This window comes from Microbacterium sp. F51-2R, assembly GCF_052180235.1.
GTDB lineage: Bacteria > Actinomycetota > Actinomycetes > Actinomycetales > Microbacteriaceae > Microbacterium.
Map to the genome: position 1 here is coordinate 3223461 of NZ_CP197470.1, position 12913 is coordinate 3236373.

Below are 12913 nucleotides of genomic sequence, written 5' to 3' on the forward strand. Positions count from 1 at the left end.
GTTCACAGCTGCGCGCCGAGCTTGTACTCGCCCTGCTTCCAGCTCGGGAGATCGTCGGCCTCGTCGCCGGGCCGCGTGTACGAGAAGCCGTCGGCGCCGATCGTGACGGCCATCTCCGACGTGTCGGTGCGGGCGACGACGGGCTGCGGATTGCCGTCGAGGTCGAGGACGAGGGATGCCTCGGTGTACCACGACGGGACGACCGGGTTGCCCCACCAGTCGCGGCGCTGGTTGTCGTGGACGTCCCAGGTCACGACCGGGTTGTCGGGGTCGCCCGTGTAGTAGTCCTGCGTGTAGATCTCGACGCGGTGCCCGTCGGGGTCGCGGAGGTAGAGGTAGAACGCGTTCGAGACGCCGTGGCGGCCGGGGCCGCGCTCGATCGCGTCGGAACGGCGGAGGGCGCCGAGCTTGTCGCAGATCGCGAGGATGTTGTGCTTCTCGTGCGTCGCGAAGGCGACGTGGTGCATGCGCGGTCCGTCGCCGCCGGTCATCGCGGTGTCGTGCACGGTGGGCTTGCGGCGCATCCACGCGGCGTAGACCGTGCCCTCCTCGTCCTGGATGTCCTCGGTCACTCGGAAGCCGAGCGACTGCATGAAGTTGACGGCGCGGGGGACGTCGGGGGTGACCTGGTTGAAGTGGTCGAGGCGCACGAGCTCGCCCGGGGTGTGCAGGTCGTACCGCCACGACAGGCGCTCGACGTGCTCGGTCTGGAAGAAGAACTCGTACGGGAAGCCGAGCGGATCGATGACGCGCACGGAGTCGCCGATGCCCTTCGTGAAGCCTTCCGGGCGGCGCTCGATGCGGCATCCGAGTTCCTCGTAGAAGGCGACCGCCTTGTCGAGGTCTTCCGGTGTGCGCACGCGGTACGAGAAGGCGGCGACCGCCGCGACGGGGCCCTGGCGCAGCACGAGGTTGTGGTGGATGAACTCCTCCGTCGAGCGGAGGTAGATCGCCTCCTCGTCCTCCTCGGTCACGTACAGCCCGAGCACGTCGACGTAGAAGACGCGGGAGGCGGCCAGGTCGGTGACGACGAGTTCCATGTAGGCGCACCGCAGGATGTCGGGGGCCGGGCTCGAAGGCGTCGGGACGGGGTTGTCGGAGTGGATCGGGGCCTCCTGCGAGACGAAGAAGCCGGAGGAGGTGAGGGTCTTGTCGGTCATGTCAGCGTCCTTGCTTGCGGAAAAAGTGGTCAGCCGGAAACGGGTCAGCGGGGCCGGGTCGGCAGGTCAGCGGGGGTCGGGGTCGTCGAGATCGGTGGCTTCCTCGTGGACGGCCTTGCCGAACGTGGGATTGTGCACCTCGCCGAGCGTGATGTGCACGGCCTGCTGGTCGGTGTAGAAGTCGATCGAGCGGTAGCCGCCCTCGTGCCCGAGGCCCGAGGCCTTCACGCCGCCGAACGGGGTGCGGAGGTCCCGCACGTTGTTGGAGTTGAGCCACACCATCCCGGCCTCGACGGCTTGCGAGAAGTTGTGTGCGCGCTTGAGGTCGCTCGTCCAGATGTAGGCGGCGAGCCCGTACTTCACGCCGTTGGCGAGGGCCAGCGCCTCCTCGTCGGTGTCGAACGGCGTGATCGCCACGACAGGTCCGAAGATCTCCTCCTGGAAGATCCGCGCGTCCGGCGCGACATCGGCGAAGACGGTGGGCTCGACGAAGTTGCCGGTGTCGAAGCCTTCGGGTCGGCCGCCGCCGGCGACCAGGCGCCCCTCGGACTTGCCGATCTCGATGTACGAGACGACCTTGTCGTAGTGCTCCGGGTGCACGAGCGCGCCCACCTCGGTCGCCGGGTCGTGGGGATAGCCGACCTTCACGCGCTTGGCCTGGGCGGCGTACTTCTCCACGAACTCGTCGTAGATCGAGCGCTCGACGAGGATCCGTGAGCCGGCGGTGCAGCGCTCGCCGTTGAGCGAGAAGACGCCGAAGATCGTGGCGTCGACGGCGGCGTCGAGATCGGCGTCGGCGAAGACGACAGCCGGCGACTTGCCCCCCAGCTCCATCGAGAGTCCCTTCAGGAACGGCGCCGCGTTGCCGAAGATGATCTGTCCCGTGCGGCTCTCGCCGGTGAACGAGATGAGCGGGACATCCGGATGCTTCACCAGGGCGTCGCCGGCATCCTCACCCAGTCCGTTCACGAGGTTGAAGACGCCCTGCGGGAGGCCCGCCTCCTCGAAGATCCCCGCCCACAGCGACGCCGACAGGGGCGTGAACTCAGCGGGCTTGAGGACCACGGTGTTGCCCGTCGCGAGCGCGGGACCGAGCTTCCACGACTCGAGCATGAACGGCGTGTTCCACGGCGTGATGAGGCCGGCCACGCCGATCGGCTTGCGGTTGACGTAGTTTATCTGGCGGCCCGGCACCTTGTAGGTGTCGTCGGCCTGGGCGACGATCAGGTCGGCGAAGAAGCGGAAGTTCTCGGCGGCGCGGCGCGCCTGGCCGAGCGCCTGCGCGATGGGCAGCCCCGAGTCGAAGCTCTCGAGCTCGGCCAGTCGGGCGTCGCGCGACTCCACGATGTCGGCGATGCGGTGGAGGATCCGCGAGCGCTCGCGCGGCAGCATCCTGGGCCACGGTCCCTCGGTGAAGGCACGGCGCGCGGCCGCGACGGCGCGGTCGATGTCGGCCTTCTTGCCGGCGGCGGCCTGCACGTACACCTCGTTCGACACGGGGTCGAGCACGTCGAACGTGTCGCCGTCGGCCGAATCGACGAACTCGCCGTCGATGTAGTGCTGGATGCGGGTCGGCAGGTCGTCGGGCACGTGGCGCTGTGCCGTGAGCGTTGTCGTGTCGGTCATGGGGTTCCTCCGTCGATGGTGGGAAGTGGGGAAGTCGTCAGCGGGCGAGCGAGCTCGCATGCCCCGCGATGGTCTCGGGATGCCGCGCCGCGAGGAAGGCGTTCATCGTGCGCCAGCGGTGGTTGCGGGCGGCGAGCTCGATCTCGAGGGGCTCGGCGCCCGCGCGGATGAGATCGAGGATCTCGGCGTGCTCCTCGACCGAATGGTGCGCGCGTCCGGGGACGAACGCGAACGTCGTGTCGCGCAGGCCCGACAGGCGGGCCCAGCCGCGGTGCACGAGATCGAGGATGAGGGGGTTCGGGCACGGCTCGAAGAGCACCGAGTGGAACTGCTGATTGAGCTGCGTGAACACGTGCGGGTCGAAGTCGTCGAGCAGGCGCTGCATGCGCGCGTTCACATCGGCCGCGCGCTCGATGTCGTCGGCGCCCAGCAGCGGCGCCGACAGCGCGGTCGCGCAGCCTTCGACGAGGCCCAGGGCCTGCATCGCGTCGACGTACTCGGACTCGTCGACGAGCGTGACGCGCGCGCCCACATTGCGCTCGAACGTCACGAGGCCTTCGGCTTCGAGCTGGCGCACGGCTTCGCGCACGGGCACGACGCTCATGTCGAGCTGCTGGGCGATCGTGCCGAGCACGAGCCGGTAGCCGGGCGTGTACTCGTGCCGCGCGATGCGCTCCTTGATCCACTGGTAGGCGCGCTGCGACTTGCTGAGCGTCTCGATCGTCATCCTTCGCCCCTTTCGGCCTCATAGCGCGCGCGCCACTGGGCGTTCATGGGGAAGAGCCCGTCGACGGGATGCCCCTGCGCGACCTGCCGCGCGATCCAGGCGTCCTCCTCCTCCTGGGCGAGGGCCGCGTCGACGACCTCCTCGGCGAGGGCGGGCGGCACGACGATGACGCCGTCGGCGTCGCCGACGATGATGTCGCCCGGCTGCACGGTCGTGCCGCCGCATCCGATCGTCACGTCGAGGTCCCACGGGACGTGCTTGCGGCCGAGGACCGCGGGGTGCGAGCCGTTGTGGAAGACGGGGATGCCGACGGATGCCACGGCCTCGGCATCGCGGACACCGCCGTCGGTGACGATCCCGGCGGCGCGGCGCGCGTGGGCGCGGATCGCGAGGATGTCGCCGAGCGTGCCCGAGCCGGCCTCGCCGCGCGCCTCGATGACGATGACCTCGCCCTCGCCGACCGCGTCGAACGCGCGCTTCTGCGCGTTGTAGCCGCCGCCGTGCGACACGAAGAGGTCTTCGCGGTTCGGCACGAACCGGAGGGTCTTGGCGGTGCCGACGATCTTCGTGCCCGGCGTGAGTGCGCGCACGCCGTCGATCGTGACGTTGTTGAGGCCGCGCTTGCGCAGCTGCTGCGAGAGCCCCGCGACGGGCGTGCGCTCGAGCTTCGCCCGCAGCTCGGGGGAGAGGGCGGGCGAGGCAGAGGCGTCGGCCTTCGGAGTCTCGGCGACCTGAGCCTCGGCACCCTCGGCGTCCGGCAGTCCGGCGGCCTCCCGCGAGCCCCACGCCTCGGCGCGCTGCACGTCGTCGACCGACGGCAGCGACCCGACGGAGGCGTCGAACGAGACGTCGGGGCCGCGCACGACCTTCGTCACGAGTCGGCCCGACGTCGCGCCGCCGGGCACGTCGACCTCGACCTCGACGACGTCGCCGGGCTCGACGACGGACGACCCCGCGGGGGTCCCCGTGAGGATGACGTCGCCGGGCTCGAGCGTGAAGTGCTGGGAGAGGTCGGCGACGAACTGGGCGAGCGGGAAGATGAGGCCGGCCGTCGAGTCGTGCTGCACGAGGTCGCCGTTCACCCACGTGCGCAGCCGCAGGTCGCCCGGATCGATCGTGCGCGCGTCGATGAGCGACGGGCCGATCGGCGTGTAGCCGTCGCCGCCCTTCGAGCGCACGTTCGACCCCTTGTCGTTGGCGCGCAGGTCGTACAGGCCGAAGTCGTTGGCCGCCGTGACCCAGGCGACGTGGCGCCAGGCGTCGGCGAGCGGCACACGGCGCGCGGGCTCGCCGATCACGAGCGCGATCTCGCCCTCGAAGGCGAGGAGCTCGGTGCCGGCGGGGCGTTCGACGGTGCTGCCGGATGCCGCGACCGAGCTCGCCGGCTTGAAGAAGTACGAGGGGTCGGCGGGGCGACGCCCGCGCTGATCGGCGCGCGAGGCGTAGCTGAGGTGCACGGCGATGATCTTGCCGGGGCGGCCCGGGAGTCCCGAGAACCGGGGGTCCGAGGCATCCGTCTGATGGGTCATGAGCTCCCTCGCTCTTGCGTCGTATCCGAAATCGTATATCATCGGTCTCGATCGGGCAAGCTCCGATCGAACCCCGGACAAAGACGCCGAACCGACGAGGGAGTCAATGAAATGAGCATGCAAGACCGAAGGTCCGCCCCCCAGGGATTCACCCCCACGGGCACCATCGCAACACCGGCAGACCGCCGGAGGGTCGTCTTCGCGACCGTCGTCGGAACCACCGTCGAGTGGTACGACTTCTTCATCTACGCCACCGCCGTGGGTCTCGTGTTCGGCCAGCTCTTCTTCGCGCCCCTCGGCGCGAACAGCCTGCTCATCGGATTCGCGACCGTCGGCATCAGCTTCCTGTTCCGTCCGCTGGGCGCCTTCCTCGCGGGGCACTTCGGCGACAAGTACGGACGCAAGGTCGTGCTGATGTGGACGCTCGTGCTCATGGGCGTCTCGACGGCGCTCATCGGCCTCCTGCCCACCTACGAGGCGATCGGCATCGCCGCGCCGATCCTCCTCGTGCTGCTGCGCATCCTCCAGGGTCTGTCGGCCGGCGGCGAGTGGGGCGGCGCGGTGCTGATGGCCGTCGAGCACGCCCCCAAGACGCGCCGCGGCGCATTCGGAGCCTCCCCGCAGATCGGCGTTCCGCTCGGCCTGCTCCTGGCCTCGGGAGTCATGGCGCTCATGGCCATGATCGCCCCCGGCGACGCCTTCCTCGCGTGGGGATGGCGCGTGCCCTTCCTCCTGAGCGTCGTGCTGATCCTCGTGGGCTGGTACGTCCGCCGTCGCGTCGAGGAGAGCCCCGTGTTCGTCGAGCTCGCCGAGCGCAAGGAGAAGGCGCGCACGCCCATCGTGCAGCTGTTCCGCAAGCACGCCCTGCTCGTCCTCATCGCGGCCCTCGTCTTCGCCGGCAACAACGCCGTCGGCTACATGACCACGGGCGGCTACATCCAGAACTACGCCACCAACCCCGACGGCCCGCTCGCCCTCGACCGCACCCCCGTGCTCTGGGCCGTCGCGGCCTCGGCGGTGACCTGGCTGCTCTCGACCTTCGCCGCGGGTGTGATCTCGGACCGGCTCGGCCGCCGCACGACCTACATCTTCGGGTGGATACTGCAGCTCATCGGCGTCTTCGCCCTGTTCCCCCTCGTCAACACGGGCGACATCTGGCTGATGTTCCTTGGCCTTGCGATCCTGACGGTGGGCCTCGGCTTCACGTACGGCCCGCAGGCGGCGCTCTACTCCGAGCTGTTCCCGGCCTCGATCCGCTTCTCGGGCGTCTCGATCTCGTACGCGATCGGCGCGATCCTGGGCGGCGCGTTCGCCCCGACCATCGCGACGGCGCTCGTGCAGGCGACGGGCTCGACCGTCTCGGTCACGTGGTACCTCGCGGGCATGACGCTCGTCGGACTCGTCGCCACGCTCCTCCTGCGCGACCGGTCGGGAATCCCGCTCGGCCCCGACCACGAGGCCGAGCAGTCGGTGAGCCCGATCTACGGCGTGGCCAAGGCCTGACCCGTTCGGCGCGGCCGTCGGTGGCCGCGAAACAAGGGATCCTCGTCGAGCCAGGGGAAATCACCCCCGGTTTCGACGAGGATCCCTTGTTTCGAGGCGAGGGGTGCAGCGAGGCGGCGGGCCGGGTCAGGAGTTCACGCGGATGATCTCGCGCTGGTAGGGCGCGATGACCGACGTCGAGACGCGGCAGTCGAGGAGCAGGAAGGGGCGGGATGCCGGGGCCTGCGCCGCCCAGGACGCGAGGCGGTCCAGATCGGCGAGGGAGCGCACCACGACACCCTCGGCGCCGACCGCCTGGGCGAGCCCGGCGAAGTCGACCTCGGGGATGAGCATGGGCTCCTCTGCGACGCCCTTCAGGCCGTAGAGGTTGACCTCGGCGCCGTACGCGCGGTCGTTCCACACGACGCAGAGACCGCGGCCGCCCGCGACCCGGACAGCCGACTCGAGGTCGGCGAGGGCCATGAGCCCCCCACCGTCGCCCGTCGTCAGCACGATGGTGGACTCCGGTTTGGCAAGGGTCGCGCCCGGCACCGACGGGAAGCCGAGGCCGATCGACTGATACGCCGTGCCGACCATGATCATCCGGTCGGGGGAGGCGACGGGCCAGTACATGTTGGCCCAGCCGATGAAGTGGCCCCCGTCCGAGACGACGACCCTGTCGGCCGGAAGCAGCTCCCCGATGCGCACGGCGACCGAGCGCGCGTCGAGCCGCCCGTCGGGCGCGGTCCCGTCGCCCGCCTCGTGATCGCGGAGGCCGTCGAACGACACCGATTCGCGCCAGCCCGAGGGTGAGGCGCCGAGCGCACGCAGCTCCTCGAGGAGCGCGTCCGCGATCATCCGCGCGTCGCCGCGGAGGTACCCGCCGACGTGCGGGTGGGTCGCGGCGGGTGCCACGTCGACCTGCACGACGCGGGTTCCCGGTGAGAAGAGCTCGCCGAAGCGCATCGTGAACTGGTTGAGCGACGCGCCGAAGACGACAGCGACATCGGCCTCCCGCACGAGTTCCATGGCTGCCTCGGCTCCGAACCCGCCGGTGACGCCGAGGTCGAACTCGGGGCGGGGGAAGATCCCGCGTCCGAGGGCTGTCGACGCCGTGACGGCGCCCGTCGCGTCGGCGAGCTCGCCGAGCACGGCTCCCGCCCCCGAGACCCATGCCCCGCGGCCGGCGAGGAGGAACGGCCGCCGGGCACCCGCGAGCGCCCGAGCGAGCTCGCGCACGGCGGCGACGGCGAACGGCCCCGTCGCAGCGAGCGGGGCGGGAAGCGCCGGTGCGGGGGCCTCGGGCACGGGGCCCGCCTCACGCGTCGCGACGTCGTACGGGATGGCGAGCACCGTCGGCACGCGGTAGGTGAGGGCGTGCTCGATCGCGATCACGGTCGTGGCCGCGGCATCCGTCCGTCCCACCGTGTACGTGCGCGCGCCGACCGCCGACGCGAGCGCGATCTGGTCGACGTCCCACGGGCGCGGGCCCGACGTCGGCTCGTCGCCCACGACGAGCACGAGCGGCACGTGCGCCTGCACCGCCTCCGCGAGGGCCGTGAGCGTGTTGGTGAAGCCGGCGCCGTAGGTCGCCGTGGCGGCGGCGAGGCCACCGCCCGCGCGATAGTGCGCGTCGGCGGCGACGACGGCACCGGCCTCGTGGCGGACGGCGGTGTAGGTCGCCGAGGTCTGGCGTTCGAGGGCGTCGAGGAACCAGGCGTTGCCGTTGCCCATCACCCCGAAGACGTGGTCGACATGACGGGCGAGGGTGACGGCGACGTGCGCGGAGACGGTGGGCATGGGAACTCCCGGAGACAGAGGAACGGATGATGAGGCCGTATGTGTCTCGCGCGTCCTCCCACGACGGAGGCGGCTGCGTGCCCATTTTTCGAGCACCGGCGGGCGCTTCGTCGCCGGACACGTCGAGTATAGGCATCCGTGCCGCGGTCGGTGGTCTGCAGACGGTGCCTCAGCCGCCGATCGCCGCGGTGATCGCCGCCGCCGTGCTCGCCAGCCGCGCCGCGATCTCGGCGTCGGGGTGCGGGTCGGAGAGGTAGACCACCGCGATCGCGGCGCGCTCACCCTTCGGCAGTGCCAGCGGCACGGCGATCGAGCGGAGCCCCGCGATGACCTCGTCGTGGCTGGTCGCCCACTCGCGCTCCCGGGCCGTGCGCACGTCGGCGCGATGCGCGTCGTCGAGACCCGCCGGCCACGCCGACTCCGGCATGGTCGACAGGATCGCCTTGCCGGGGGCGCCGACCGTGACCGGATGCCGGGTTCCCGGCCGCTGGGCGACCGAGGCGATGCCGTGGCGCGGCTCGACGCTGGCGAGAGTGATGCACTCGTCGCGGTCGAGGATCGACAGGAAGCACGTCATCCCGAGCTCGTTGGCCGCCGCCGTCAGTTCGGGGAGCGCCTCGGCCTGGAGATCGTGCGCGACGCCGGCCGCGAGCGCCGCCATGCGCGAGCCCAGCGCGACCCGGCCGTTGCCGTCGCGCGTGACGAGGCCGTGGTCCTCGAGGGTGCGCAGGAGCCGATAGGCGATGGACCGGTGCACCCCGAGCCGCGCAGCCAGGTCGTCGATCGTGAGCGGATCGCGGGCGTCGGCGAGCACCTCGAGGATCCGGATGCCACGGCTCAGCGTCTGCGAGGCGGGCGCGCTCGCGCCATCGGCCCTTGTCATACGGCATCCTCTTCGTATACGATCTGTTCAATAGTAGAACGTTGCGTTCGAATATAGAACACGACGCGCGAACCAGCAAGTACCTCGACGCCGCTGTCCGAGGAAGGGATCGACGAAGATGCAGTTCCACCACCACGGGTACGTCTCGGGAGAGCCTCGGGTTCAGGATGCCGCGGGCACGGGCATCGACCGTCCCGCAGAGCTCCCCGACGAGATGGACGTGCTCATCGTCGGTTCCGGCCCCGCCGGCATGCTGCTGTCGGCGCAGCTGTCGCAGTTCCCCGACGTCGTCACACGCATCATCGAGCGTCGCGACGGCCGCCTCGTCCTCGGACAGGCCGACGGCATCCAGCCGCGCAGCGTCGAGACGTTCCAGGCCTTCGGGTTCGCGGAGCGCATCGTCGCCGAGGCCTACAACATCGCCTACATGAACTTCTGGGGCCCCGACCCCGAGAACCCCGGCAACATCGTGCGCACGGCGCGCACCGAGGACTACGCGTTCAAGATCAGCGAGTTCCCTCACCTCATCGTCAACCAGGCGCGCGTGCTCGACTACTTCGCCGAGGCCGCCGCGAACGGGCCGGGGCGCATCGTCCCCGACTACGGGATCGAGTTCGCCGGACTCACGCTGCACGAGGGCGAGGAGTATCCCGTCGAGGTGCGCGTGCGCTACTCGGCCGGCCCGCGGGCGGGTGAGCAACGCACCGTCCGCGCCAAGTACGTCGTCGGCTGCGACGGTGCCCGCAGCGGCGTGCGCGAGGCGATCGGCCGCAAGCACCTCGGCGGCATCTCGGCGCACGCGTGGGGCGTCATGGACGTCCTCGTGAACACCGACTTCCCCGATTGGCGCACCAAGTGCGCCATCAACGCCGAGGCGGGCAACATCCTCCACATCCCGCGCGAGGGCGGCTACCTGTCGCGGATGTACATCGACCTCGGCGCCGTCGCGGAGGACGACGACCACCGCGTGCGTCAGACCCCCGTCGAAGAGATCATCCGGCGGGCGAACGAGATCCTCCACCCGTACACGATCGACGTGAAGCAGGTGGCGTGGCACAGCGTCTACGAGGTCGGGCACCGGGTGACCGACAAGTTCGATGACGTCGACCCGGGGGAGGACCGCGCGCCCCGCGTCTTCCTCACCGGCGACGCGTGCCACACGCACAGCGCGAAGGCCGGCCAGGGCATGAACGTCTCGATGCAGGACGGCTTCAACCTGGGGTGGAAGCTCGGACACGTGCTGACCGGCCTCGCCCCGGCATCCCTCCTCGAGACCTATTCGGCCGAGCGCCAGCCCGTCGCACAGCAGCTCATCGACTTCGACCGCGAGTGGTCGTCGCTCATGGCGCGCAAGCCCGAAGAGATCAGTGATCCGCAGGAGCTCGCGACGTTCTACCTCGGCACCGCCGAGTTCCCGTCGGGCTTCATGACGCAGTACGGGCCGTCGCAGATCATGACGGATGCCTCGCACCAGGCCCTGGCCGCCCGGTTCCCCGTGGGAAAGCGGTTCAAATCCGCCGAGGTCACGCGCGTGTGCGACGGCAACGTCGTCCACCTCGGCCACCACGCCAAGGCGGACGGCCGGTGGCGCATCTATGCGTTCGCCGATGCGCCCGCGGCCGGGGAGCCCTCGGCGCTCGCCGAGTGGGCCGCGTGGCTCGCTGCGCCGGACTCGCCGCTCGCCCGGCACACGCCGGCGGGTGCCGACGCGGACGCCGTGTTCGACGTCAAGGCGATCTACCAGCAGTCCTTCGAAGACGTCGACATCGCGCACGTGCCCGCCGTCTTCTTCCCGACGTCGGGTCCGCTCGGGCTGACCGACTGGGAGAAGGTCTACGCCGCCGGCCCCGATGCCTGGCGGACGACCGACATCTTCGACGAGCGCGAGCTCTCGCGCGACGGCGTGGTCGTCGTCGTGCGTCCCGACCAGTACGTCGCGGCGGTCCTGCCGCTCTCGGCGACGGACGAGCTCGCGGACTTCTTCGCCGGCGCGTTCCTCGACCAGCGCGCCGCCGCCCTCGCCGCCGGCGCATCCCGCGCATCCTGAGCTGTCCGCGACGGTGATCCGGGCGCGGTGCGTGTACGCCGCGTCTATCGGCGCCGCCGTCGCCCGCGGGCAGAATGACCACGAACCACACTGAGCAGACCGGATGCCGCGGCTGCGGCATCCGACACCTCCGAGGGAGTCCCATGAGCGAGAACCGCGAGACCGAACTGCTGGCGAAGGTGCCGGACGGCCTCTTCATCGGCGGCGAATGGCTCGCCGCCGACGGCGGCAAGACGCTGAAGGTCTACGACCCGGCCACGGGCGACGTCGTCAAGGAGATCGCCAACGCGTCGCCCGGCGACGGGATGTCGGCCCTCGACGCGGCCGTCGAGGCCTTCCCCTCGTGGTCGCAGACGCCCGCGCGCGAGCGCGGCGAGCTGCTGCGCCGGGCGTTCGATCTGCTGCAGGAGCGCAAGGAGGAGTTCGCGCTCCTCATGACGATCGAGATGGGCAAGCCCCTCGCCGAGGCCCGCGGCGAGGTCGCCTACGGCGGGGAGTTCCTCCGCTGGTTCAGCGAGGAGGCCGCGCGCATCCAAGGGCGTTACGGCGCGAACCCCGAGGGCACGGGCCGCATGATCGTGTCGCAGCACGCCGTCGGGCCGTGCTTCCTCATCACGCCGTGGAACTTCCCGCTCGCGATGGCGACGCGCAAGATCGCGCCGGCGCTCGCCGCCGGGTGCACGGTGGTCATCAAGCCCGCCGAGCTGACGCCCCTGACGACGCTGTACTTCGCGAAGCTCCTCGAAGACGCGGGCCTGCCGAAGGGCGTCGTCAACGTCTTCACGACCTCGACATCGGGGGCGGTGTCGGAGCCCATCATCCGCGACCCCCGCCTGCGCAAGCTGTCGTTCACGGGATCGACCCCCGTCGGCGTGCGGCTCCTCGAGCAGGCCGCGGGCGGCATCCTTCGCACCTCCATGGAGCTCGGCGGCAACGCGCCCTTCGTCGTCATGGACGACGCCGATCTCGACAAGGCCGTCGACGGCGCGATGCTCGCGAAGTTCCGCAACATCGGCCAGGCCTGCACAGCGGCCAACCGCTTCATCGTGCACCGTTCTGTCGCCGACGAGTTCGCGCGCCGCGTCACCGAGAAGGTGCAGGCGTTCAAGATCGGCCGCGGCACCGAAGAGGGCGTGGCCATCGGACCCCTCATCGACGACCGCGCGGTCGCGAAGGCCTCCTCGCTCGTGCAGGACGCCGTCGAGCGCGGCGCCACCGTCACCACGGGCGGCAAGGCCGTCGACGGCCCCGGCACCTTCTACGAGCCCACGGTCGTCACCGATGTGCGGCCGGGCAGCGACATCCTTCAGGAGGAGATCTTCGGACCCGTTCTCGCGATCATCCCCTTCGACACGGAGGACGAGGCCGTCCGCATCGCGAACGACACCGAGTACGGCCTCGTCTCCTACGTCTTCACCGAGAACCTCGCCCGCGGCCAGCGGATGATCGAGCGCCTCGAGACCGGGATGATGGGCCTCAACGTCGGGGTCGTCTCCAACGCCGCGGCCCCGTTCGGCGGCTGGAAGTCGTCGGGCCTCGGCCGCGAGGGCGGCGCCGAGGGCATCCACGAGTACCTCCAGACGAAGTACACGCTGACGGCGAATCCCTTCGCCTGACCCGCTTTTCCTCTCCTCCTCGGGAAAGCGGGGCGGGTGAGTG

At 70.6% G+C, this 12913-nt stretch carries 9 protein-coding genes; 3 read left to right on the top strand and 6 right to left on the bottom strand.

Going from position 1 to position 12913, the window contains the following annotated elements:
* Nucleotides 1-2 precede the first annotated feature (2 nt).
* The 4 genes from hpaD to ACSBPH_RS14140 all read right to left on the bottom strand — a co-directional run bounded on the left by hpaD (nt 3) and on the right by ACSBPH_RS14140 (nt 5042).
* Nucleotides 3-1160, bottom strand: coding sequence for a 3,4-dihydroxyphenylacetate 2,3-dioxygenase (gene hpaD / locus ACSBPH_RS14125; protein ID WP_442574951.1), 1158 nt, complete (start codon nt 1158-1160; stop codon nt 3-5).
* Nucleotides 1161-1226: 66 nt separating this feature from the next.
* Nucleotides 1227-2786, bottom strand: a complete 1560-nt coding sequence (gene hpaE, locus ACSBPH_RS14130; RefSeq protein WP_442574952.1) for a 5-carboxymethyl-2-hydroxymuconate semialdehyde dehydrogenase — start codon at nt 2784-2786, stop codon at nt 1227-1229.
* Between the two features lie 37 nt (nt 2787-2823).
* Nucleotides 2824-3513 (bottom strand): GntR family transcriptional regulator, encoded by a 690-nt coding sequence (locus ACSBPH_RS14135; RefSeq protein WP_442574953.1) that lies wholly within the window; start codon nt 3511-3513, stop codon nt 2824-2826.
* Complete coding sequence (locus ACSBPH_RS14140) at nt 3510-5042, bottom strand: fumarylacetoacetate hydrolase family protein (protein ID WP_442574954.1); 1533 nt, start codon at nt 5040-5042, stop codon at nt 3510-3512. The genes ACSBPH_RS14135 and ACSBPH_RS14140 overlap by 4 nt, the downstream gene beginning before the upstream one ends.
* A gap of 117 nt (nt 5043-5159) precedes the next feature.
* Between ACSBPH_RS14140 and ACSBPH_RS14145 the strand changes: the two genes are divergently transcribed.
* A complete protein-coding gene (locus ACSBPH_RS14145) occupies nt 5160-6545 on the top strand; it encodes an MFS transporter (protein WP_442574955.1) in 1386 nt (461 codons plus the stop codon).
* A gap of 126 nt (nt 6546-6671) precedes the next feature.
* On the opposite strand, the gene ACSBPH_RS14150 is transcribed toward ACSBPH_RS14145, so the two are convergent.
* Together ACSBPH_RS14150 and ACSBPH_RS14155 are read right to left on the bottom strand one after the other, a co-directional pair.
* On the bottom strand, nt 6672-8324 hold the full coding sequence (locus tag ACSBPH_RS14150; protein WP_442574956.1) for a thiamine pyrophosphate-binding protein: 1653 nt from the start codon (nt 8322-8324) through the stop codon (nt 6672-6674).
* A 169-nt stretch (nt 8325-8493) separates the two neighbouring features.
* Nucleotides 8494-9207: an IclR family transcriptional regulator gene (locus tag ACSBPH_RS14155; RefSeq protein WP_442574957.1), complete on the bottom strand. Its 714-nt coding sequence runs from the start codon at nt 9205-9207 to the stop codon at nt 8494-8496.
* 118 nt (nt 9208-9325) lie between these two features.
* Between ACSBPH_RS14155 and ACSBPH_RS14160 the strand changes: the two genes are divergently transcribed.
* Together ACSBPH_RS14160 and ACSBPH_RS14165 are read left to right on the top strand one after the other, a co-directional pair.
* A complete protein-coding gene (locus ACSBPH_RS14160; protein ID WP_442574958.1) occupies nt 9326-11254 on the top strand; it encodes an FAD-dependent monooxygenase in 1929 nt (642 codons plus the stop codon).
* A 143-nt stretch (nt 11255-11397) separates the two neighbouring features.
* Nucleotides 11398-12870, top strand: coding sequence for an NAD-dependent succinate-semialdehyde dehydrogenase (locus ACSBPH_RS14165; protein WP_442574959.1), 1473 nt, complete (start codon nt 11398-11400; stop codon nt 12868-12870).
* Nucleotides 12871-12913 lie beyond the last annotated feature (43 nt).

What these genes read in the sequence shown, in the direction of transcription:
- hpaD (WP_442574951.1), bottom strand. Translation starts at nt 1,160, where the DNA reads ATGACCGACAAGACCCTCACCTCCTCCGGCTTCTTCGTCTCGCAGGAG.
- hpaE (WP_442574952.1), bottom strand. Translation starts at nt 2,786, where the DNA reads ATGACCGACACGACAACGCTCACGGCACAGCGCCACGTGCCCGACGAC.
- ACSBPH_RS14135 (WP_442574953.1), bottom strand. Translation starts at nt 3,513, where the DNA reads ATGACGATCGAGACGCTCAGCAAGTCGCAGCGCGCCTACCAGTGGATC.
- ACSBPH_RS14140 (WP_442574954.1), bottom strand. Translation starts at nt 5,042, where the DNA reads ATGACCCATCAGACGGATGCCTCGGACCCCCGGTTCTCGGGACTCCCG.
- ACSBPH_RS14145 (WP_442574955.1), top strand. Translation starts at nt 5,160, where the DNA reads ATGCAAGACCGAAGGTCCGCCCCCCAGGGATTCACCCCCACGGGCACC.
- ACSBPH_RS14150 (WP_442574956.1), bottom strand. Translation starts at nt 8,324, where the DNA reads ATGCCCACCGTCTCCGCGCACGTCGCCGTCACCCTCGCCCGTCATGTC.
- ACSBPH_RS14155 (WP_442574957.1), bottom strand. Translation starts at nt 9,207, where the DNA reads ATGACAAGGGCCGATGGCGCGAGCGCGCCCGCCTCGCAGACGCTGAGC.
- ACSBPH_RS14160 (WP_442574958.1), top strand. Translation starts at nt 9,326, where the DNA reads ATGCAGTTCCACCACCACGGGTACGTCTCGGGAGAGCCTCGGGTTCAG.
- ACSBPH_RS14165 (WP_442574959.1), top strand. Translation starts at nt 11,398, where the DNA reads ATGAGCGAGAACCGCGAGACCGAACTGCTGGCGAAGGTGCCGGACGGC.